The 21,012-nt window shown below is 66.3% G+C and carries 25 protein-coding genes; 13 read left to right on the top strand and 12 right to left on the bottom strand.

Features of this window, described 5'->3' with window-relative positions; genetic code table 11:
- Positions 1-189: 189 nt before the first annotated feature.
- The 3 genes from lexA to CFB46_RS12425 are packed head-to-tail and all read left to right on the top strand — an operon-like array spanning position 190 to position 1,950.
- A complete protein-coding gene (gene lexA, locus CFB46_RS12435; RefSeq protein WP_089500127.1) occupies positions 190-837 on the top strand; it encodes a transcriptional repressor LexA in 648 nt (215 codons plus the stop codon).
- A gap of 25 nt (positions 838-862) precedes the next feature.
- A complete protein-coding gene (locus CFB46_RS12430) occupies positions 863-1,198 on the top strand; it encodes a hypothetical protein (protein WP_006476078.1) in 336 nt (111 codons plus the stop codon).
- 29 nt (positions 1,199-1,227) lie between these two features.
- Positions 1,228-1,950, top strand: a complete 723-nt coding sequence (locus tag CFB46_RS12425) for a DUF2939 domain-containing protein (RefSeq protein ID WP_089500126.1) — start codon at positions 1,228-1,230, stop codon at positions 1,948-1,950.
- A gap of 84 nt (positions 1,951-2,034) precedes the next feature.
- On the opposite strand, the gene CFB46_RS12420 is transcribed toward CFB46_RS12425, so the two are convergent.
- Positions 2,035-2,532, bottom strand: coding sequence for a universal stress protein (locus tag CFB46_RS12420; protein WP_027784377.1), 498 nt, complete (start codon positions 2,530-2,532; stop codon positions 2,035-2,037).
- Positions 2,533-2,861: 329 nt separating this feature from the next.
- On the opposite strand from CFB46_RS12420, the gene nodI reads away from it, so the two are divergent.
- Both nodI and CFB46_RS12410 read left to right on the top strand, forming a co-directional pair.
- Positions 2,862-3,776: a nodulation factor ABC transporter ATP-binding protein NodI gene (gene nodI, locus CFB46_RS12415; RefSeq protein WP_089500125.1), complete on the top strand. Its 915-nt coding sequence runs from the start codon at positions 2,862-2,864 to the stop codon at positions 3,774-3,776.
- Between the two features lie 6 nt (positions 3,777-3,782).
- Positions 3,783-4,616, top strand: a complete 834-nt coding sequence (locus tag CFB46_RS12410; protein WP_089500124.1) for an ABC transporter permease — start codon at positions 3,783-3,785, stop codon at positions 4,614-4,616.
- Between the two features lie 44 nt (positions 4,617-4,660).
- Here CFB46_RS12410 and CFB46_RS12405 read toward each other — a convergent pair whose 3' ends face one another.
- The 4 genes from CFB46_RS12405 to CFB46_RS12390 all read right to left on the bottom strand — a co-directional run bounded on the left by CFB46_RS12405 (position 4,661) and on the right by CFB46_RS12390 (position 8,389).
- Positions 4,661-5,083, bottom strand: a complete 423-nt coding sequence (locus CFB46_RS12405; RefSeq protein WP_027784374.1) for a hypothetical protein — start codon at positions 5,081-5,083, stop codon at positions 4,661-4,663.
- 101 nt (positions 5,084-5,184) lie between these two features.
- Positions 5,185-6,243: a permease gene (locus CFB46_RS12400; protein ID WP_027784373.1), complete on the bottom strand. Its 1,059-nt coding sequence runs from the start codon at positions 6,241-6,243 to the stop codon at positions 5,185-5,187.
- Positions 6,240-7,370: a tRNA 2-selenouridine(34) synthase MnmH gene (gene mnmH, locus CFB46_RS12395; protein WP_089500123.1), complete on the bottom strand. Its 1,131-nt coding sequence runs from the start codon at positions 7,368-7,370 to the stop codon at positions 6,240-6,242. The genes CFB46_RS12400 and mnmH overlap by 4 nt, the downstream gene beginning before the upstream one ends.
- A 65-nt stretch (positions 7,371-7,435) precedes the next feature.
- Positions 7,436-8,389 carry a LysR substrate-binding domain-containing protein gene (locus tag CFB46_RS12390; protein ID WP_089500122.1) on the bottom strand — a complete coding sequence of 318 codons (954 nt, stop codon included), beginning with the start codon at positions 8,387-8,389 and terminating at the stop codon, positions 7,436-7,438.
- Between the two features lie 160 nt (positions 8,390-8,549).
- Between CFB46_RS12390 and CFB46_RS12385 the strand changes: the two genes are divergently transcribed.
- Together CFB46_RS12385 and CFB46_RS12380 are read left to right on the top strand one after the other, a co-directional pair.
- Complete coding sequence (locus CFB46_RS12385) at positions 8,550-9,971, top strand: M20 family metallopeptidase (protein WP_089500121.1); 1,422 nt, start codon at positions 8,550-8,552, stop codon at positions 9,969-9,971.
- Between the two features lie 34 nt (positions 9,972-10,005).
- A complete protein-coding gene (locus CFB46_RS12380) occupies positions 10,006-11,292 on the top strand; it encodes an MFS transporter (protein ID WP_089500120.1) in 1,287 nt (428 codons plus the stop codon).
- A 77-nt stretch (positions 11,293-11,369) separates the two neighbouring features.
- Here the strand turns inward: CFB46_RS12380 and CFB46_RS12375 are convergent, their stop codons facing one another.
- Positions 11,370-12,422: an NADP(H)-dependent aldo-keto reductase gene (locus CFB46_RS12375; RefSeq protein WP_089500119.1), complete on the bottom strand. Its 1,053-nt coding sequence runs from the start codon at positions 12,420-12,422 to the stop codon at positions 11,370-11,372.
- A 146-nt stretch (positions 12,423-12,568) separates the two neighbouring features.
- Positions 12,569-13,006, bottom strand: a complete 438-nt coding sequence (locus CFB46_RS12370) for a PaaI family thioesterase (RefSeq protein ID WP_006484216.1) — start codon at positions 13,004-13,006, stop codon at positions 12,569-12,571.
- A 187-nt stretch (positions 13,007-13,193) separates the two neighbouring features.
- On the opposite strand from CFB46_RS12370, the gene CFB46_RS12365 reads away from it, so the two are divergent.
- Positions 13,194-13,682 (top strand): winged helix-turn-helix transcriptional regulator, encoded by a 489-nt coding sequence (locus tag CFB46_RS12365; RefSeq protein ID WP_027784366.1) that lies wholly within the window; start codon positions 13,194-13,196, stop codon positions 13,680-13,682.
- Between the two features lie 341 nt (positions 13,683-14,023).
- Complete coding sequence (locus CFB46_RS12360) at positions 14,024-14,647, top strand: phospholipase D family nuclease (protein WP_027784365.1); 624 nt, start codon at positions 14,024-14,026, stop codon at positions 14,645-14,647.
- A gap of 151 nt (positions 14,648-14,798) precedes the next feature.
- Here CFB46_RS12360 and CFB46_RS12355 read toward each other — a convergent pair whose 3' ends face one another.
- The gene (locus CFB46_RS12355; protein ID WP_089500118.1) at positions 14,799-15,026 is read right to left on the bottom strand and encodes a hypothetical protein; all 228 of its coding nucleotides are present in this window, start codon (positions 15,024-15,026) and stop codon (positions 14,799-14,801) included.
- Between the two features lie 262 nt (positions 15,027-15,288).
- Here CFB46_RS12355 and CFB46_RS12350 point away from each other — a divergent pair, with 262 nt between their 5' ends.
- Positions 15,289-16,260: a GGDEF domain-containing protein gene (locus CFB46_RS12350; RefSeq protein WP_089500117.1), complete on the top strand. Its 972-nt coding sequence runs from the start codon at positions 15,289-15,291 to the stop codon at positions 16,258-16,260.
- Positions 16,261-16,338: 78 nt separating this feature from the next.
- Here CFB46_RS12350 and CFB46_RS12345 read toward each other — a convergent pair whose 3' ends face one another.
- The 4 genes from CFB46_RS12345 to CFB46_RS12330 all read right to left on the bottom strand — a co-directional run bounded on the left by CFB46_RS12345 (position 16,339) and on the right by CFB46_RS12330 (position 18,211).
- On the bottom strand, positions 16,339-16,812 hold the full coding sequence (locus CFB46_RS12345; RefSeq protein ID WP_027784362.1) for a VOC family protein: 474 nt from the start codon (positions 16,810-16,812) through the stop codon (positions 16,339-16,341).
- Between the two features lie 162 nt (positions 16,813-16,974).
- The gene (locus CFB46_RS12340) at positions 16,975-17,511 is read right to left on the bottom strand and encodes a hypothetical protein (protein ID WP_027784361.1); all 537 of its coding nucleotides are present in this window, start codon (positions 17,509-17,511) and stop codon (positions 16,975-16,977) included.
- A gap of 103 nt (positions 17,512-17,614) precedes the next feature.
- Entirely contained in the window at positions 17,615-17,863 is a 249-nt protein-coding gene (locus tag CFB46_RS36750) for a hypothetical protein (RefSeq protein WP_089500116.1), read from the bottom strand.
- Between the two features lie 39 nt (positions 17,864-17,902).
- Positions 17,903-18,211, bottom strand: coding sequence for a hypothetical protein (locus CFB46_RS12330; protein ID WP_027784360.1), 309 nt, complete (start codon positions 18,209-18,211; stop codon positions 17,903-17,905).
- Positions 18,212-18,394: 183 nt separating this feature from the next.
- Here CFB46_RS12330 and CFB46_RS12325 point away from each other — a divergent pair, with 183 nt between their 5' ends.
- The 3 genes from CFB46_RS12325 to CFB46_RS12315 all read left to right on the top strand — a co-directional run bounded on the left by CFB46_RS12325 (position 18,395) and on the right by CFB46_RS12315 (position 20,973).
- On the top strand, positions 18,395-19,138 hold the full coding sequence (locus tag CFB46_RS12325; protein ID WP_089500115.1) for a DUF695 domain-containing protein: 744 nt from the start codon (positions 18,395-18,397) through the stop codon (positions 19,136-19,138).
- 652 nt (positions 19,139-19,790) lie between these two features.
- A complete protein-coding gene (locus CFB46_RS35885; RefSeq protein ID WP_179235065.1) occupies positions 19,791-20,186 on the top strand; it encodes a hypothetical protein in 396 nt (131 codons plus the stop codon).
- A gap of 322 nt (positions 20,187-20,508) precedes the next feature.
- Positions 20,509-20,973, top strand: a complete 465-nt coding sequence (locus CFB46_RS12315; RefSeq protein WP_027784357.1) for a plasmid fertility inhibition factor family protein — start codon at positions 20,509-20,511, stop codon at positions 20,971-20,973.
- Positions 20,974-21,012 lie beyond the last annotated feature (39 nt).

The raw sequence follows: 21,012 nt of genomic DNA, 5'->3' as shown, positions 1-21,012 counted from the left end.
GTTCCTCATTTTTTAATACTCAAAAGTGCTAACGCATACGGGACGGACGGTTGCGACGGACGAACCGGCGTCCGGGCGTCGCGAAATCACGCCGGAACCGGCGCGATCGCGTCGAACCTCAAGTAACACTTGAAATTCACCAAGTACTGTATAAAAATACAGCTCACTGTCTATCCATACAGTTAAGCCATGACCAAACTCACCGCCCGTCAGCAGCAAGTGTTCGACTTGATCCGTCGCGCGATCGAGCGCTCCGGATACCCGCCCACCCGCGCCGAGATCGCGGCCGAACTGGGCTTCAGCTCGCCGAATGCGGCCGAGGAGCACCTGCGCGCGCTGGCGCGCAAGGGCGTGATCGAGTTGGCCGCCGGCGCATCACGCGGCATCCGGCTGCTCGGCCTCGACGACGCCCCGCACCAGTTCACGCTGCCGCACGCCGGCCTGATGCAACTGTCGCTGCCGCTCGTCGGCCGCGTCGCGGCCGGTAGCCCGATCCTTGCGCAGGAGCACATCTCGCATCATTACGCGTGCGATCCCGCGCTGTTCACCAGCAAGCCCGACTATCTGCTGAAGGTGCGCGGCCTGTCGATGCGCGACGCCGGCATTCTCGACGGCGATCTTCTCGCCGTGCAGAAACGCACGGAAGCGAAGGACGGCCAGATCATCGTCGCGCGTCTCGGCGACGACGTCACGGTCAAGCGCCTGATGCGCCGGCCCGGCGGCCTGGAGCTGATCGCGGAGAACCCGGATTACGAAAACATCTTCGTCAAGGCCGGCAGCGCGGATTTCGCGCTGGAAGGCATCGCCGTCGGGCTGATCCGCTCGGGCGAACTCTGACATTCCGTCTCGCTAGGAGAACATCATGGAACGCCTTGCCCGCCTGCTGCCTTTCCGTCAATTCGGTCGCCTGCGTCATCTGCGCGGCCGCACGCCCTGCGCACCGCTGTCCGCGGCGGCGCCAGTGCAAGAAGAAGTCGCAGTCGAACGGCAGGCTTCCCTGCTGCCGTCAGCCCTCCCCGCGTTCGCACGGGTATCGCTGAACGCCGGTCTGAATCACGCGGAACCCGCGCGCCGCGCGCCGGTGCGCGTCTATCACGGCCGGTCGCGCCTGATCATGGTGGGCACGATCGATGCCGTGTGCCGGATGATCGATCGCTGCATCGCAGAGGAACGATCGGCCACGCCGGGCGGTCTCTGATTGGGGAACATTCCCGCACCGGAGGCAACGTGACTGGATCGTCGCGCCGCGCACGGCGACTCAAGCCCCTATTGATCGCCGTGCTGATCGTCGCCGTCATTGCGACGCTCGGCTATGCGTATGCGTCGCCGTACGTCGCGCTCGGTCGCCTGAAATCGGCGATCGATGCGCGTGATGCGCAGGCGATCAGTGAGTATGTCGACTTTCCGTCGCTGCGCGTCAGTCTGAAGCAGCAGGTCACGGAAGAGTTGATGCGCCGGATCGACGCAGTGAAGAAAAACAATCCGTTCGCGGTAATTGGCGCGCTGATCGGGTCCGCCCTGATCGGCCCGCTGGTCGATGCGTATGCGACCCCGGAAGGCGTCGCCGCGCTGATGAGCGGATTGCCGCCACGCGGCAATCCGGGCGAGCGTCCGCCTGAGTTGTCAAATCAGCCGTCCGCAGGCAATGCACCCGGCAGCACGCCTGTCGCACCGCCCGCCAATCCGGCGGCGCCGGCAAGTGCCAGCGTACCGAGCGGAAACACGGCCGCTTCGGCGGCTTCGTCGCCGGCCCCCGCGTCCGCCGCACCGGCCAGCCCGAACGAAGCCACGCAAGCGCCGCCCCAGCAGCAAACCAGCGCGGGCTACCGAAATATCGATGAATTCGTCGTGACGTATCAGCGCAGCGCCGACGGCACGCGCTATGCGGCGATCTTCCACCGCTTCGGGCTGTTCTCGTGGAAATTGTCCGGAATCGACCTGCACGCATAGGGCCGCGCTCGACGCGCGCCCTGCCGGGCAGTGCGACGCCTGGCCGGCATGCATCGCCGGTCAGGCGGCCATCCAGCCTTTAGATCATTTGCCGTTCGCCATGGCCGCTTCACGCTCGCGCGCGATTTCGGCCTTCTGCTCTTCCGCCGACGAACACGCCACCAGAATGCTGCAGTTCACGCGATCGAGCAGTTGCGTGTTGCCCGACCCCATCCACCATCTCGACAATCCGCTGCGGCACCGGTGGCCGACGACGACGAGATCGACCTTCAGCTCCGACGCGAGATTCGCGATTTCGTCGATCGGATAGCCGAACGCGAAATGGCCTTCGGCCTGGACGCCGCGCTCGCGCAGCCAGTTCACGCCTTCCTGCAGGATTTCGCGCGCGGTTTCCTCGAAGCGGCCGCACGCCACATCGGTCAGCAAACCGGCGCTTTGCGCAATGCTCGAACGCATGTCGACGACCGACAGCAAATGCGTTTCGGCCTTCAGGTCCATTGCGAGATTGGCGCCGCAACGCAGCGCCTTGCGCCCTTCGAGCGTGCCGTCGTAACACAGCAAAATCTTGTTGTAGCTAGCCATGGAGCCTCCCTATCGCGACAACGAGCCTACGCATTCATCATGGTGCGCCGCAATTCAGGACGCAAGGGATGGAAAACGCTGATTCGCCCCGCGCGGCGCGTGCGCGATGGTGCGGCGCACGATCGGTGCGCACTTGCATCGCACCGTGCAGGCATGCGCTGAAGCGATGCAGCCGATGCACTAGAATGGCCCGTTCCACCTCCAGCGGGCCACCTCGCGCCGGCGTCGTATGCTTCGGCCATGCCCGTGTGACACGCATTCGCGCGATCCGTTCGCCAACCCGCCACGCACCGGCAGCAGAACGGCCCGCTTACAACGACAACCCGCCCATGTCCGTCGCACCGATCGATTTCCGCAACGTCGAAAAGCACTATGGCGACAAGCTCGTCGTCAACGGTCTGTCCTTCAACGTGAAAGCCGGCGAATGCTATGGCCTGCTCGGCCCGAATGGCGCCGGCAAGACCACGACGCTGAAGATGCTGCTCGGCCTCGCGCACCCCGATGCAGGCACCATTTCGCTGTGCGGAGAACCGGTTCCATCGCGTGCGCGACATGCACGCCGGCGGGTCGGCGTCGTCCCGCAGTTCGACAACCTCGACCCCGACTTCACGGTCCGGGAAAACCTGCTCGTGTTCAGCCGCTATTTCGGGATGTCGGCGCAGGCCGCACGCGCGCTCGTGCCGCCGCTGCTCGAATTCGCAAAGCTCGAGAACAAGGCCGATGCGAAAGTCGGCGAGCTGTCGGGCGGCATGAAGCGCCGCCTCACGCTCGCCCGCGCGCTCGTCAACGATCCCGATGTGCTGGTGCTCGACGAGCCGACGACGGGCCTCGATCCTCAGGCGCGGCATCTGATGTGGGAGCGGCTGCGCTCGCTGCTCGCGCGCGGCAAGACGATCCTGATCACCACGCATTTCATGGAAGAAGCCGAGCGCCTGTGCGATCGGCTGTGCGTGATCGAGGAAGGCCGCAAGATCGCCGAAGGCGCGCCGCACGCACTGATCGAATCGGAGATCGGTTGCGACGTGATCGAGATCTACGGGCCGGATCCGACCGCGCTGCGCGACGAGTTGTCGGCATTCGCGAAGCACACCGAGATCAGCGGCGAAACGCTATTCTGCTATGTGACCGACCCCGAACCGATCAGCGCACGACTCAAGGGCCGGACGGGGTTGCGCTATCTGCATCGCCCGGCCAATCTGGAGGATGTGTTCCTGCGGCTCACGGGCCGCGAGATGCAGGATTGATCGACCATGGACATCCGCAACTATTCCGCCACCACCCGATCGGCCCCGCCGCGCGAATCGCGCTTCGCGATAGCGATGCCGGCGAACGCCAGCAACTGGATCGCCGTCTGGCGGCGCAACTATCTCGTGTGGCGCAAGCTCGCGCTCGCGTCGATGTTCGGCAATCTCGCCGATCCGATGATCTATCTGTTCGGGCTGGGTTTCGGGCTCGGCCTGATGCTCGGCCATGTCGACGGCGTGTCGTATATCGCGTTCCTCGCGGCCGGCACGGTCGGCTCGAGCGTGATGATGTCCGCGAGCTTCGAATCGATGTATTCGGGTTTCTCGCGGATGCACGTGCAGCGCACGTGGGAAGCGATCATGCATACGCCGCTCGCACTCGGCGACATCGTGCTCGGCGAGATCGTCTGGGCGGCCAGCAAGGCGATGCTGTCGGGAGGCGCGATCATGCTCGTCGCGGGAGGGCTCGGCTACGCGCGTTTTCCGTCGATGCTCGCGGTGCTGCCCGTGATCGCGCTGGCCGGCCTCGCGTTTGCCAGCATCGCGATGATCGTCACGGCACTCGCACCGTCCTACGATTTCTTCATGTTCTATCAGACGCTCGTGCTGACGCCGATGCTGCTGCTGTCGGGCGTGTTCTTCCCGATCACGCAGTTGCCGCCGCTCGCGCAGCACGCGGCGCAGGCGCTGCCGCTCGCGAACGCGGTCGAGCTGATCCGCCCTGCGATGCTCGGCCGGCCGGCGGCCGACATCGCGCTGCACGTCGCGGTGCTCGCCGGCTATGCGGTCGGCGGGTTCCTGCTGTCCGCATGGCTGTTCCGGCGGCGGATGATGCGCTGACGGCCGGCGCGCCGGGCACCGGGCACCGGCTTCATGCGACGACGTTACTCGTCGTCGTCGCTCCACGGAATTTCGACGTCGGTCAGGAACGCGACGGTCGCGAGCGGGCCGCCTTCCTGGCGGCCGAGCTTGCCGTCCGCGCGATGCCATTCGACGCGGAACTGCGTGCCCGGATCGTCGGCCAGCAGATAGACCGTGCGCAGCTCTTCCTTGTCGGCTTCGTCCACCGGGCCGTCGAACGACACCAGCATCTTCTGCGGCCACAGGCCGTTGACGGGATCGTAAATGCGATCGCCTTGCGGAATGTCGATGCTCGCCTCGACACCGATCGTTGCGGAGGCCTCGATGATCATCGTGCCGAGTGCATGCAGCACGGCAGTCGCCCGCGCGGAATTGGCCTGGCGGATCGCGAGATCGCCGCGCGTCAGCGCCTTTTCGAGTCGAGGATGGATCTTCGGTTGGGTCATGCGTTTTCCTGTTTGCTTCTTGTAAAAGGCGCCGCACACGTGAAGCGGCGGCGCCGGATGAATACGACGATGGCGCGCGCCGGGTGCGCCGTTTGCATGCGTCAGAACCCGAACGCGATCGCGAGCAAGCCGCTCGCGATCCCGAACACGACGACGAGCGTCGCGACGATCGCCAGCATGTAAGGCTTGAACGAACGCGCGAGCATCGCGAGCGACGGCACGCTGATCGGCGGCAGCGTCATCAGCAGCGCAGCGGCCGGACCGACGCCCATGCCGAGCGACAGCATCGCCTGGATGATCGGCACCTCGCCGGCCGTCGGGATCACGAACAGCATGCCCGCGACCGCGAACGCGACGATCCAGCCGAGATGATTGCCGATGTCCGGGCCGATATGCGGGAACAGCCACGCGCGCGCGGCGCCGAGCAGCAGCACGAGCACGATGTATTCGGGCACGAGCCGCACGGCCATGCGCGCGAGCAGCTTCACCCAGCGGACGAACGGATTGCCGGCCGCGGCCTGTTCGGCCGCCAGCGCGGCGAGCTGCGCATCGTCGATACTGCGGTCTTCGGGACGCGCGATGCGGTTCAGCAGATAGCCGATCCCGAACACCATCGCGATGCCGAGCACGAGGCGCAGCGCGCTCCAGTGCCAGCCGAGCACGAAGCCCATGAACACCAGCGCCGCCGGGTTCAGCACCGTATTGCCGAGCCAGAACGCGACCGCGCCGCCGGGCGACGCATGGCGCGCACGCAAGCCCGCCACGACCGGCGCCGCGCAGCACGTGCACATCATCCCGGGCAGCGACAGCAGCCCGCCCGCGGCGACGCTGCCGAATCCCGTGCGGCCGAGCACGCGCGCCACCCAGTGCGCGGGCAACAGCGCCTGCACGGCCGAGCCGAGCAGCAGGCCGAGCACCATCGCCTGCCAGATCGCCTTGCCGTATGCCCACGCGTAGTCGAGCGCCGCCTTCAGCGACGGTTCGGGCGCGGCCGCGGACGTGCCCATCAGGATCGACTGGCCGATCGAATGGTGCTCTGCGGCAACGAACGCCTTGTTGTAGTACGGGAACCATTTCACATAGAACAGGCCCGCGATCGCGATCAGCAGGAAGGTCATCCAGCCGAGCGCCGGAGTGGGTTGGGTACGTGTGGTCGTCATCGTGCGGTGGTCGTCGATTGGTCTTTGTCGGTTGCGGTTGTCGCGCCGGCGGCAAGCGCGGCCGACGCGGGCAATCCGGCTTGCGCGAGCTCGGCCAGCAGCGTGCGCGCCTGATCGCGCACGTCGGCTGCGTTGGGCCGGAACGTGAACGTCAGCGCCCGGTTCGGCTTGTTGTACGTCGCGCGGTAAGTGCGCGCATAGGCGGGATCGTAATGCTTGTCGATCAGTTCGGCGAACAAATCGGCCCGCGCGCCGGTATCGATCAGCCCCTTCCAGCGCGTCACCTCTTCGCGGCTGTGCAGGCCGATCAGCCGATGAAGCTGCGCCTTGAACGCGTCCGGTTCGTCGAACAGGTGCGCGTAATCGTCGAGCAGGAACGCGATCCGCTCGTCGTGGGCCGCTTCGACCTGCACCCACGGCCCCGCGTGAAACGCTTCGATCAGCGCGATCGGCAACTGCACGAGCCCGATCCGGCGGCTTTCCGACTCGACGAATACCGGCCATTCGGGGTCGAAACGCCCAAGCGTCTCGACGAGCCCCGAATCGAACCCTTTTTGCGCCGGCTGCGGCTTACCCGGCAGCGCGCCGAGCAGCGAGCCGCGATGACAGGCGAGCGCTTCGAGATCGAGCGTCTGCGCGCCCACGTCGTGCAATGCATTCAGCAGGCGGGTCTTGCCGCAGCCCGTATGGCCGACGAGCGCGATGTAACGAAAGCGCGTCGGCAGCGAGTCGAGCGTCGCGCACACCGACTGGCGGTACGCCTTGTAGCCGCCGTCGAGCTGGCGAGCCTTCCAGCCGATCAGGTTGAACCAGGTCGTCATCGAGCCCGAGCGCTTGCCGCCGCGCCAGCAGTAGATCAGCGGCCGCCAGTTGCGCGGCCGGTCGGCGAACGTCGTGTCGAGATGGCGCGCGATGTTGCGCGCGACGATCGCCGCGCCGACGCGCGTCGCCTCGTACGGCGACACTTGCCGGTACATCGTGCCGACGAGCACGCGCTCTTCGTTGCTGAGCACGGGCGCGTTCAGCGCGCCGGGAATATGGTCCTCGGCGAACTCGAGCGGCGTGCGCACGTCGATGATCTCGTCGAACTCGCCAGCGCGATCGAGGGTGACAATCAGGTTCTTCAATTTGGCGTCGAACAGGGGCGATGCGGCTCGAAGAGCCGCATGGGCATGGAAAGGCGGATTGACGATTATCTCACGGGCCGGCGTCCCGGGCGTCGCGCGGCAGTCGGCGGCGGCGAGGCGGCCTGCATCGCGTCGATCAGGTGGTCGCGGAACGCGCGCACCGACGCGGGCAGATCGCGTCCCGCCATCGTCTGCACCTGGATGCTGCGTTCGCGCAATTGCGGGTTCGTCAGGGGCACGACGACGAAGCCGTCCGCATCGGAGCGATCGCGCACCGACAACAGCCCGGTGAACATCACCGCGCCCGTGCGCCGCGCGTAGCCGTACATCGCCGCGGTGTTGTTGCTCGTCAGTTCGGGCTCGAGCAGCAACCCGTCGAGCGCGCACGCGATGTCGATCAACTGGCGCACCGTCGTGCCGGCTTCAGGCAGCACGTGCGCGTGCCGCGCGACATCGGCAAGCGACACCGCGTCGCGCGCCGCGAGCGGATGATCGTGCCGGACCAGCGCGAAGACCGGCGCGCGCTCGGTGTGGTCGACGCGCACGCCCTTCTCCGGCGCGAGGCTGAAGGTCAATGCGATGTCCGCATCGCCGTCGCGCACGCGCCGGGTCGCGTCCGCCGGCGACACGACCCATACGGTGAAATCGACGCCCGGGTGGCGCGCCTTGAAGCTCGCGAGCACGCCGGGCAGGAAATCGATCGCGAATCCTTCCGAGCACGCGATCTTCAGCAGGCTGCCGTGCAGCGCGTCGAGCCCGCCGATGTCCTTCATCACGTGTTCGGCCTCCAGCAGGCTGCGCTGCGCGAATGCCAGCAGCCGCTCGCCGGCCTCCGACAGCGCCATTCCGCGCGGCCGCCGCTCGAACAGCGGCGCGCCGAGTTCGCTCTCCAGCTTCGCGATCTGGCGGCTGATCGCCGACACGGCCACGTGCAGCCGCGCGGACGCATCGCTGATCGAGCCGGTACGCGCCACCTCGACGAAATATCGCAACGCCAGACCATGCAGGAAAGCCGCCATCGTTCTGTCTCCGCCCCATCCGGCCGCGCTGCTTTGCCTTTTCGGCAAAGAAAGGTTCGAAATTCGATCATTGTGACAAAAAAACCGGCTTTCTAGAATCGATCGCACTTCACGTTGCGGGCACGGCCCGCGCGCAGCGAACCATCAGAGGAGACACGATTTGAGCCGCAACGCCGCCATCCAGCATGCACTGAACCAGTTCGAATCCGGCGCGTTCTTCACTACCTTGAGCCGCCGCGTCGGCCTGCGCACCGAAAGCCAGGAAAGGGGCAGCGACGCCGCGCTGCGCGCCTATCTGACCGACGAGATCGCGCCCGAGGCCGCCGGCCTCGGCTTCACGTCGCGCATCGTCGAGAATCCCGTCGACGGCGGCGGGCCGTTCCTGCTCGCGTCGCGCCACGAAGACGACGCGCTGCCGACCGTGCTGATCTACGGCCACGGCGACGTCGTGCGCGGCTACGACGCGCAGTGGCGCGCGCCGCTGTCGCCGTGGACGCTGACGGCCGAGGGCGACCGCTGGTACGGCCGCGGCAGCGCCGACAACAAGGGGCAGCACACGATCAACCTGGCCGCGCTGGCGAGCGTGCTCGATGCGCGCGGCGGCCGGCTCGGCTTCAACGCGAAGCTGCTGATCGAGATGGGCGAGGAAACCGGGTCGCCGGGCCTCGACGCGCTGTGCCGCCAGGAGCGCGACGCGCTCGCGGCCGACGTGCTGATCGCGTCGGACGGCCCGCGCGTCGCCGCCGCGCGCCCGACGGTCTTCCTCGGCTCGCGCGGCGCGGTCAACTTCAAGCTGAGCCTGCGCGCCCGCGACGGCGCCCACCATTCCGGCAACTGGGGCGGACTGCTGCGCAACCCGGCGATCGTGCTCGCCCATGCGCTCGCGAGCCTCGTCGACGCGCGCGGCGCGATTCGCGTCGCGGGGCTGCGCCCGCCGCAGATCCCGGCCGCGGTGCGCGACGCGCTCGTCGATCTTTCGGTCGGCGGCGGCCCCGGCGATCCGGCGCTCGACGCCGACTGGGGCGAGCCCGGCCTGTCCGCCGCCGAGCGCGTATTCGGCTGGAACACGTTCGAGATTCTCGCGTTCAAGGCCGGCAACCCGGAGCATCCCGTCAACGCGATCCCGCCCGTCGCGTATGCGCATTGCCAGTTGCGCTTCGTCGTCGGCACCGACTGGGAAGCGCTGCCTGCGCACCTGCGTGCGCATCTCGATGCGCACGGCTTCGCCGACATCGAGATAGACGTCGAACGCGGCGCACCGGCGACGCGCGTGCCGCCGGACGATCCGTGGGTCCGCTGGGCCGTCGCGTCGCTCGCGCGCACCACCGGCAAGAAGCCCGCGATCCTGCCGAATCTCGGCGGCACGCTGCCGAACGAGGTGTTCGCCGACACGCTCGGGCTGCCGACGCTGTGGGTGCCGCACTCGTACCCGGCGTGCTCGCAGCACGCACCCGACGAGCACCTGCTCGCCAGCGTCGTCAGCGAGGGGCTGCAGATGATGGCCGGCCTCTTCTGGGATCTCGGCGACGACGCGCCGCCCGTTCGCCGCGCGGCATCCGCCGCGGCCGGCGCCGCCCTGTAACGCGCTTCGCCCCTTTCACGGGACTGCACACACGATGAATACGACCACCCTGACCTCGCAGGACGCCGCGCGCCCCAGCGCCGCGAAGATCCGGCGCATCATCTTCGCGGCGTCGATCGGCAACGCGCTCGAATGGTTCGACCTGATCGTCTACGGCTTCTTCGCGGTCACGATCGCCAAGCTGTTCTTCCCTGCCACGAGCGAAGCGACGTCGCTGATGCTGACGCTCGGCACGTTCGGGCTGTCCTACCTGATCCGGCCGATCGGCGGCTTCGTGCTCGGCGCGTACGCGGACCGCGCGGGCCGCAAGGCATCGCTGCTGCTGTCGATCGCGATGATGATGGCCGGCACGCTGTTGATCGCGCTGATGCCGACCTACGCGTCGATCGGCATTCTGGCGCCGCTCGGGATCATGCTGTCGCGGCTGATGCAGGGCTTTTCCGCGGGCGGCGAATTCGCGAGTTCGACCGCGTTTCTCGTCGAGCATGCGCCGCAGCGGCGCGGCTTCATGTCGAGCTGGCAGTTCGCGAGCCAGGGCCTCGCGACGTTGCTCGCGTCGGGCTTCGGCGCGCTGCTGACGGCCACGCTGAGCTCCGCGCAACTCGAAAGCTGGGGCTGGCGCGTGCCGTTCCTGTTCGGCCTCGCGATCGGCCCGGTCGGGCTGTACATCCGCCGCTACGTCGACGAAGGCGTCGAGTTCAAGACGCAGGCACGCTCCGAAGCGCCGGTGCGCGAGCTGTTCGCGGACCAGAAGATGCGACTGCTGCTGTCGACCGGCGTGCTCGTGATTTCAACCGCGATCAACTACATGATCCTGTACATGCCGACCTACGCGATCAAGCAGCTCGGGCTGCCGGCATCGACGGGATTCGCGGCGACGCTCGCGACCGGCTTCGTGCTGACGCTCGTCACGCCGGTCGTCGGCCATCTGTCCGACCGCACCGGGCGGATCCGCATGATGGCGGTCGCGGCCGTGCTGATGCTCCTGACCGTGTGGCCGACGTTCGCATGGCTCACACGCCACGCGTCGTTCGCGACGATGCTTGCCGCACTGGTCTGGATCGGCGCGCTGAAGGCGATGTATTGCGGCGCGCTGCCGGCGCTGATGGCCGAACTGTTCCCGTCGCAGACACGCGCCACCGGGCTCGCGGTCAGCTACAACACAGGCGTCACGCTGTTCGGCGGCTTCGCGCCGTTCGTCATCACCTGGCTGATCAGCACGACCGGCAACCGGCTGTCGCCGGCGCTCTATCTGATCGGATGTGCGCTGCTGAGCCTCGCCGCGCTGTTCGTCGCGCGCACGCGGCTGAAGATGCGCTGACGCGGGAAGCGACGGCGCGGCAATGCGCCGCCGACGCGGCCCGTCGCGGCATCGCTGCCGCGCGGGTCGCGCGCCGTTTACGGCGCCGGATTCGGCTGCCGTTCGTGCAATGCGTCGATTTCGGCGAGGATCTCGTCGGACAGCGTCACATCGATGCTGCCGATGTTCTCCTTCAACTGCTCGAGCGACGTCGCGCCGACCAGATTGCTGCGCACGAACGGGCGGCTGTTGACGAACGCGAGCGCCAGTTGCGCGGGCGACAGCCCGTGACGCTGCGCGAGCGCCACGTAACGCGACGTCGCCTCGACGGCCTGCGGCTTGCTGTAGCGCTGGAAGCGCTCGAACAGCGTGATGCGCGCGCCGGCCGGACGCGCGCCGTTCTCGTACTTGCCGGACAGCCAGCCGAACGCGAGCGGCGAATACGCGAGCAGGCCGACGCCGTCGCGATGCGTGAATTCCGACAGCCCGTTTTCGAACGTGCGGTTCAGCAGGCTGTACGGATTCTGGATGCTCGCGATGCGCGGCAGCCCCAGCCGCTCGGCCGCGCGCAGGAACTGCGCGACACCCCACGGCGTTTCGTTCGACACGCCGATCGCGCGCACCTTGCCGGCCTTCACGAATTCCGCGAGCACGCCGAGCGTTTCCTCGATCGGCACCGTGTACGCGTCGTCGACCCACGGATACGCGGGTCGGCCGAACGTGGTCGTGCTGCGGTCGGGCCAGTGGAGTTGGTAGAGATCGACGTAGTCGGTCTGCAGGCGTTTGAGGCTGCCGTCGAGCGCTTCGGTCAGGTTCTTGCGGTCGAACTGGTTGCCCTCACCGCGAATATGGCGCGGATTGTGCGGCTGCCGCGCCGGCCCAGCGATCTTCGTCGCGAGCACGATGCGGTCGCGCTGCGCGCGATGCTGCGCGATCCAGGTGCCGATGTATTGCTCGGTGCGGCCCTGCGTGTCGGGCTTCGGCGGCACCGGATACATCTCCGCGGCGTCGATCAGCGTCACGCCCTGCCCGAGCGCGTAGTCGATCTGCTCGTGCGCGTCGCGCTCCGAATTCTGCTCGCCCCACGTCATCGTGCCGAGACCGATCACGCTGACCTGGATGCCCGAGTCGCCGAGTGTGCGGTATTCCATGCTGTTCCTGTCGCGTCGGTGGAAAGCAGGAACGCTATCACATCGAGGCGATTGCTTCAGGCGGGCGCCGCGCACGCTTACGAGCGTGCCTTGCGGCTGCCCCCGCGGTCACGCGCCTGCTCGGACGACGGTGCTGCCGCCTTGCGTCACTGCGGCCGCTGGATGAAGCAGGTCGCCGACGCGTGCGCGACGATCTTGTCGTCCGGCGTCTTCAGCGTGCCCTCCGCGACGCCCAGCGAACGCGAGAGGTGAATCACGCGCCCTTCCGCGATCAGGTCGACGTCGCGCGGCACGGGCCGCAGCATCTTCACGTGCAGATCGACGGTGCCGTAACCGACGCCCGCGTCCAGCATCGAATGCACTGCGCACCCGGTGACCGAATCGAGCACCGTCGCGGCGAACCCGCCGTGCACGCCGCCCAGCGGATTCAGGTGCCGACCGTCCGCCCGCGCCGAAAACTTCACGTAACCGAGCTCGACGTCGAGCGGACGCATCGGGATCGTTTCGGAAATCGACGCAAGGGGCGCGTCGCCCGACACGGCGGCACGCAGCAGATCGAGGCCAGACAGGGAAAGCGGATTCATCGGGTTGTCTCCGGGTTGAAAGCGCGTCGCCGCGCGAGTAAGTTCTAAATTGGAACTCATTATTGTCAACGATACCGGCCGTTGTCAACGCGGCTGAGCGTGTTGCGACCGAAGGTGGGTTCTATAATCGAACCCGCTATTTCGCTGAACCGCCGCAAGACCGCCGCAAGAGGCAAGAGACTCGACGATGAAATGGGACGACATCGGCACGCTGAACTGTTCGGTCGCACGCACGCTCGCCGTGCTCGGCGACCGCTGGACCATGCTGATCCTGCGCAACGCCTTCCTCGGCTGCCGCCGCTTCGATGCGTTCCAGGCCCAGCTTGGCCTGACGCGCCACGTGCTGGCCGAACGGCTCGCGCGGCTCGTCGACGAAGGCGTGCTCGTCAAGCGCGCGTATCAGGAACGCCCGCCGCGCTTCGAATACCGACTGACGCAAAAGGGCCTCGACCTCTACCCGGCGCTGCTCGCGCTGATGGCGTGGGGCGATCGCTGGAAGGACGACGGCCAGGGGCCGCCGTTGCAATTGCGCCACCGGACCTGCGGGCAGTTGATGCACGCGGTGACCGTATGCTCGGCCTGTGGCGAACCGCTCGACGCACGCGACGTGCAGCCAGAGCCTGGGCCCGGATGGATCGCGACCGACGAAGCGGGGGCGTCTGCAGAGACGGATTGACGATGCGCTGCGCGCGAATGTCTGGCTGACGCACCCGTCGCACGTGCGCTTCGGCGACAAGCCGCATCGAGTCCCCGTCCGCTCGACCGGGCGCACGCATTGCTCGCACTCGCGTGCCCTGCAGCGGCGAACGCAATCGCATGCCATCGCCGGCCCTATCTGCTATCCGCTATCCGTTGACCACCCCGCTCGCACCCACGAGCTGGACAACGCAACTTTGCGTCCCCCCACCACCCCTGCCGATCATCGCGCGCACCATCGCTTCGCATCCGCACGTGACCGGGCCGCCACGCGTGCGTTACACTCACGGCCCGCTGTCTCGAAATTATTCGCTGTCCAAGATGTTGTCGCGCAATCGCCTCGCCGCCGCCTGTCTCGCCGCTTCCCTGCTCGCTACACCCTTCGCCGCCTTCGGCAAGACGCAAAGCGAATCGCTGCTCCAGCAAGCGATCGATCTCGTGTCGCGATGGTTGCCGGCCCCCACTCACGAAGCACCCGCGACCCAGGTCGTCGAATCGGCATTCTCGCCCGACGGCGGCGCCGAGGCGCTCGTGCTGAAAGCGATCGGCGCGGCGCGCAGCTCGATCCGGGTCGCCGCCTACTCGTTCACGTCGCCGCCCGTCGCGCGCGCGCTGCTTGCCGCCAAGCGCCGCGGCGTCAATGTCGCCGTGGTCGTCGACGACAAGGGCAACCGCGCGAAGAGCAGCAAGCAGGCACTGAACCTGCTCGTCAACGCGGGCATCCCGACGCGCACGATCGACGCCTATGCAATCCATCACGACAAGTACCTCGTGATCGACGCCGAGCACGTCGAAACGGGTTCGTTCAACTACAGTGCGTCGGCGGCCAGCCGCAACTCCGAGAACGTCGTCGTGGTCTGGAACAATCCGCAACTCGCGTCGCGCTACCTCACGCACTGGCAAAGCCGCTTCGACCAGGGCACGCCGTACCGCTCCAGCTACTGACGCGCGACACGCGCTTTCGCCCCGCGCTCGACCGCTCGCATTTTTTGCCGCCGTGTTGCAGATGATCGGCGAGCATGGCGCGATGTTCAATTCGGCCAAATGGCCAGCATGCCGATTCGCGAAGCGCCCCTCACGAGCGACGCCGCCGCGTTCAATGGATTTCAGGCACCCGCCCGATCGCTGCGCCGGCATGCGCGCCCGACATACAGTGGTTCGCGTGCCCGTCCGCACCGCTTGCCGGATTCGCCGACAAGCCGTGATCGCCCATAGGCAGCACGCTGCTCACGCAATCGGTGCTGAACATCAGCGTGTTCTGAACCAGCGGGTAAAGGAGATACAGCGCAAACGCGAGATAGCCCGCGTACAGAATTCGAACCATGGTGCGATGGGATGTGATGAACGATTGGACTCGTCCTATTTACGGCATGGCGACGCGCACCTTGAGGTATCGCCTGTGCGATTCCGCATCGGAACGAAACACGGTGCGATGACACCCGCTTCTCACGGCATCTTCGCCGACCCTCCCGAGCCCCCTCACCGCAGCCGCGAGACATGAAGCGTGGCGATGCATCGAGGAATGCGCGATACTGTTCAACGTACGACCCATGACGGCCCAACGGCCGGGACAAGAGGCAAGGCCCATGCAAATCGCACCGACACCGACCGACGAGGCGGCCCGGCTCGATACGCTTCGTTCGCTCTCGATCCTCGATACGCCACCTGAAGAGCGCTTCGATCGCCTGACGCGTCTCGCGCGACGGCTGTTCGACGTACCGATCGCCCTCGTGAGCCTCGTCGACGAGAACCGCCAGTGGTTCAAGAGTCGTGCGGGACTCGACGCCACGCAGACGCCGCGCGACGTGTCGTTCTGCGCGCACGCACTGCTCGCGGGCGATACGATGGTGATCCAGGATGCACTGAACGACGATCGCTTCCACGACAACCCGCTCGTCACCGGCGCGCCCGGCATCCGCTTCTACGCCGGCCGGCCGCTCGCCGCACCGAACGGCGCCCCCATCGGCACGCTATGCCTGATCGACACGCGGCCGCGCTCGCTCGAACCCGACGAACTCGCACTCCTCGGCGATCTCGCCCACATGACCGAGCGCGAGATCGCCGCGCTGCATTTCGCGACCACCGACGAACTCACGCAGTTGACGAACCGGCGCGGCTTCGAGATTCTCGCCCGCCATGTTCTGAGCCTGTGCGATCGCGTCGGCCGCCACGCCGTGCTGCTGTTCTTCGACCTGAACGATTTCAAGGCGATCAACGACCGCTTCGGCCATGCCGAAGGCGATCGCGCGCTGAAGGCGTTCGCCGAAACGTTGACAGACGCGCTGCGCGACAGCGACGTCATCGCGCGGCTCGGCGGCGACGAGTTCGTCGCGCTGTTGAGCGCCACCGATCCGTCCGACGTCGCCCAGCCCATCGAACGCGTGACGCAGGCGCTCGCGCAGCGCAATGCAGCCGACTCACGCGGCTACGCGATCCGTTTCAGCGTCGGGCACGTTGCGTACGATCCCGCACGCCATCGCACCGTCGCCGACCTGCTCGCCTCGGCCGATCACCGGATGTACGAACACAAGCTGCGCGGCAAGACGGCCGGCGCATGACCGCGGACGCGCCGCGCCGCCGCGGCGCAACCAGGCCGCCGCGCCGCCGCTCGGCCGCGGTCGTGCAGTGACGTCGGTTCAGCTTCCGCAAGGCGGCGCGCTAGCCATTGCGTCCGCGATCTGCTCGGGTGTCAGGTCGCGCTGATGGGTCGCCAGCGACCAGCGATGCCCGAACGGATCCTCGACCTGCCCGTAACGATCGCCCCAGAACATGTCGGCGGCCGGAATCGTGATCGTCGCGCCGGCCGCGACCGCCTTCGCGATCGCCGCATCGGTGTCCGGCACGTACAGGTGCAGGCAGACGGGCGTGCCTTTCAGCGCCTTCGGGCCCATCGCACCGTGTTCGGGCATTTCATCCACCAGCATCAGCGTCGAATCGCCGATCGCAAGGCACGCATGCGCGAGCCGGCCGTCGGGCATCGCGAGGCGAAACCGTTCGGTCGCGTTGAATGCGCGCTTGTAGAAGTCGATGGCTGCGGTTGCGCCCGCGCAGATCAGATGCGGGGTCAGCGTGCGCATCCCTTCCGGGATCGGCTTGACGGACGTGGGCATGGTGTCGCTCCTTCAGTCGGTTGTCGTATCGAAAATCGGGACGGACGCGCGATGCGCACGCCTCCGATGCTACGACGGACGACTCCCGCGGAAATCGACACGACACACGAGATTTTTTGTTTGGTTGAGCCACTGGGTGCACCGAGCGCCCCCCGGGCCTCGTCAGCCCGTTCGGTCAGCCGGTTCGTCCGGCAGGCCGAACTGGCGGCGGCAGGCCTCCAGCAACTCGGCCACCGCGTCGAGCGGAAGATCGGCAAACCGGGCGATCGGCAGCATCACACCACCCGGCACCTTCGTGCGCGACGAATGTGCGGAGAACTGGTAGCCGATGTAATGATTACCGGCGACGCGGACGATCCGGAATTCCGTGACGTCACGCCACGGCGTGACAGGTTTTTCGCGGGCGGAACCGATCAGCCGGAAGCCCGTCTCGTCGACCTGCAGCGCCATCTTGCGCCGCGACGAAACGAACAATGCGGCACTGGACAACCCCAGCAACGCGGCCAGCGCCGCCACCGGCCAGAGCGTCGGGGCGGCCACATAACCGCACAGGCTCGCCGCGGCCAGCCCCGCACACACGACCGCCCTGCTTTTCAGGCTTCGGCCGTCGACTGCCAGCGTGACCGGCAACGAGCCGGCGACCGTTCCCGCGACGGGATCGACGTGCCAGCCGGAATTCGTCGTTTCGCGTTCGTTCATTGCACGCCTGCTCGTGTCGACGCCCGCCGGTCCATCGACTCGGGCGGCATGTCGGGACTCCGATCCCGTTTGCGCGAATCACGCGCCATTGCGCCGACGTCGGTCAATTGCATACCTTGACGGTACCGTTGGTCGTGCATTGACCGACGGCCCAGTGGCTCTGCCCAGCCAGACGAGGCGCGAGCCCCATGCCGCGAATCGGCGCGGCCGGCGGCGAAGACGCGGGAACGGTCGCCGACGCGGTCTCGGGCGACGGTTGCACGGGCGTCGGCCCGGACGCGGTCTGACAGGCGGCAAGCACCAAACAAAGCGCGAATGCCAGCGGGGCGATGGCGGTTCTGGGTAGGGTCATGGACGCGCTCGCGCGATTCGTTGGGGTACCGGGTCGTAGTCAGATTTGCGGCAGATCGCGCAATGTGCGCGACTCGCTCGTTGCATCGATGTCTAGCTCGATGCCTTCCGACGCATCGCGATACAGCACGCGCTTCAGCCTGGGGCCGATTGCGGTGGTGTCCGATGCCGAGAAGATCGCGCGGACATCGCCACCGGACGCCAGCGCGCGCGCCACGTCCGCCACCGGGGCCTCGCTGGGCGCCGCCGCCCACGAGCGATCGGCCGGGTTCACGGCCGCCCAGCGCACGTGCGTCACGCGCGCGCTGAGCGGATCGATTCGGACACCATTCACCGCAAACGTCGACATCGGCATCTCCCTTGAATTTTTGCGGCCTGCCGCATGCATGCGGCGAGCGGCGAACAGCCCGGACCTCGCCTGCGCGGCGCGCACGGCCCGCGATCACGTGCGCGGCTCCGGCCAACGCGATTTTCGATGATACATTGAGACGCTTTGCAACCGTCAACAGACAATCGTGTACGGGAGAAACACATGAGCGACGCCTGGGGAACCTTCCCTGCCAGAATGGGCGACCATCAGGCTTTCATCAGCTTCAACCACGGCTTCGCGGAAATCGCGGATGGCGATCCGCGCACGTCGGTGCTCAGCGTGCGCATCCCCTTTGCGCATCCGTCGCCCGAAGGTCTGCCGACCGGCGACGAATACGCCGATCTCGCAAAGATCGAGGCTCTGCTCGATGCCGCGATCACCGCGAAAGGCGGCGTGCAGGTCGGCCGCATCACCGTCGACGGCAACCAGGATTTTCTTTTCTACGTGCCGTTCGACGAAGAGGCGGCCGCGGAGATCGTCGACTCGCTGGCCGACCAGACGACCTATGCGCTTCAGTACGCCCATCAGGACGACCCGGACAAGACGACATACTGGCAGACGCTTTACCCGACAGACGACGACTGGCAGATCATGCGCGACATGCGCACGCTGGATGCGCTGCGGCAGCAAGGCGACGTCCCCGACGTGAGCCGGCGCGTGATGCACTGGGCGTACTTCCCCGACCCGAGCGACGCACACCAGTTCGCGGACTGGGCCGAAGCGAAAGGCTATCCGGTCGAATCGGTCGCGCCGACCGAAGACGGCAAGTCGGCGGTGCGGTTTTCGCACGAAGGCACGACGGCGCTCGCCGACATCACGCGCCATACGATCGCGCTCAATCGCGAAGTGCGCGCACTCGGCGGCAACTACGATGGATGGGAAACGAGCGTCGAACAGGCGGGCTGAGCGGAGCGCCATGCCCGTGGCGCGATGTGACGTCACGCAGGCGACGCAAAAAAACATCCCGGCAGCGTTGTTGCGCGCCGCCGGGATCAAGGCATCGCCGGCAAAAACCGGCGATGGGCCTGAGGGTTCGCTCAGGCACGAGGAAAGCAATTCGTACGGATCGGGCGAACGGATGTCGGGATGCGCACGAGTGCCGTCGCACAGCCCGCCGAACGCCTGTCCGGTTCCACCGACGCAGCCTTCCGGCGTCGGGGGGCAAAAAGCCCCCGCTCCTGCGCGAGCGAGCGGGGAAATGGTTGACCGGGCCGGGGAAGAACGGTCAACCGGTCAAATTGTGACCGCGGGTCGCGCGGCGGTCTGTGCGGCAACTCACCCTTTGGTGACAACGTGACGGCACCGGCATGCTCGCCTGCCGGCGAATACCGTCATGATTCAAGCGCGGCGCATTGCCTGCCGGCATCGTTGACGAAGAGCCCGGCAACAGCGCCCGCCTTTTCATTCCAGCGTTTTATTTCTTTTTAATTCAAGTCGATTTTTCATACCCGGGCGCAGTTTCCGGTAAGTCGCGGATATTGTCAAAGCAGGATTATTCTATTTTTTCGTGCGATACGATTTCCGCGTCATTTTTTTCACGCGGAATTTCTTGCGCACAATGATCTGCATCACGAAAATACGAGTTCGTTGCTACAACGAGCCATTGGAAAACCAGTCGCCAACCATTTCGATCCAGTCGAGATTGCAGATGATTTCACTAGCGGCGTGGGGGGCGATGCCGGCTGTCGACGCATCTGCCGCCACTGCGCCGGTTGCCACCGCGCTCGACTTCGCAATCTCGGTTGATGCGACGGGCCTTGGATCGGCAAGCCGCTCCAGCCAGTCGACGATATTGGCGCGCGCGTCCTCCTCATCGGCGAAATCGCTTCGCTCCAGAAAACGATCGAATACGATCCGCGCGAGCGCCTTGCTTCACACGTCGGATTCGAGCCGCCTGTCGACAACGGCGGTACGGCCGGACGCCGTGATTTCGAGCGTTGCCGTGAAGCAGTAATCGAGATATTCGATCTCGAGTTTCCACGACATGGTTTCTCCGCTCAACGTGCCTTCTCAATTTTCATGATGCCCGGCGCCCGACGTGCTTCGCAACACCGTGTGAATCTTGCGTGAATTTCGCGCAGGGTTTCATTCTCGCTGGCAGTATCGCGATATTCTCGCGGCCTGTCGATATGAACCGTCAACGTATGACCGGTCTCATTTTTTGCCGGTTAAGCTGTAAGTCGCTCGCTTTCCTGTTTTTGGTATCGGCGTGCAGTGCAGCTGTCCGCGCTGCTAAACTCGAGTCACAAAGACCGCTTGCGCCACCAGAGGAAATAATGACGCTCGCTCATGCACGACAAGGCGGCGTAGATGTCTGGATCGTCCAGCTTCCCGGGCACGCTCCCTATGCTTACACGCACCTCAAGCGGGTATTTTCGTCCGACGACTCTCGACATCGGGTCGTGACGATCGACCTGAAGAAGCTGCTGACCTGCGCCGACCGCGACACCACCGACTATGTGCTGCCCTCGGTTCAGTACTGGGCGCCTGGAAAGGCCGCGGGTATTCGCGAATTCCTCGATCCGAACCAGGACCGGATTCCGGACATGCCGTTCATCACGTTTCGCGAGACGAGAACACGAACGTTGCTCGGCATTCCCGGCCTGTCGAAAATCGGCGTCGCATCGTTCCGTAACGGCCAGCATCGCGCGCGCTATCTCGCCTATGCCGGCGCGACGATCTTGCCCGTCGAAATCCACGAGACCGAAGCCGATTTGCTTCTCCGGTATTGCGGAGAGTAATGGCACAGTCCATTCGGCTTTCACCGGCCGCGATGCCGT

This window comes from Burkholderia sp. HI2761 (assembly GCF_002223355.1).
Lineage (GTDB): Bacteria > Pseudomonadota > Gammaproteobacteria > Burkholderiales > Burkholderiaceae > Burkholderia.
The sequence above is the reverse complement of the archived record's forward strand: the minus strand, read 5'-3'. Positions and strand labels throughout refer to the sequence as shown.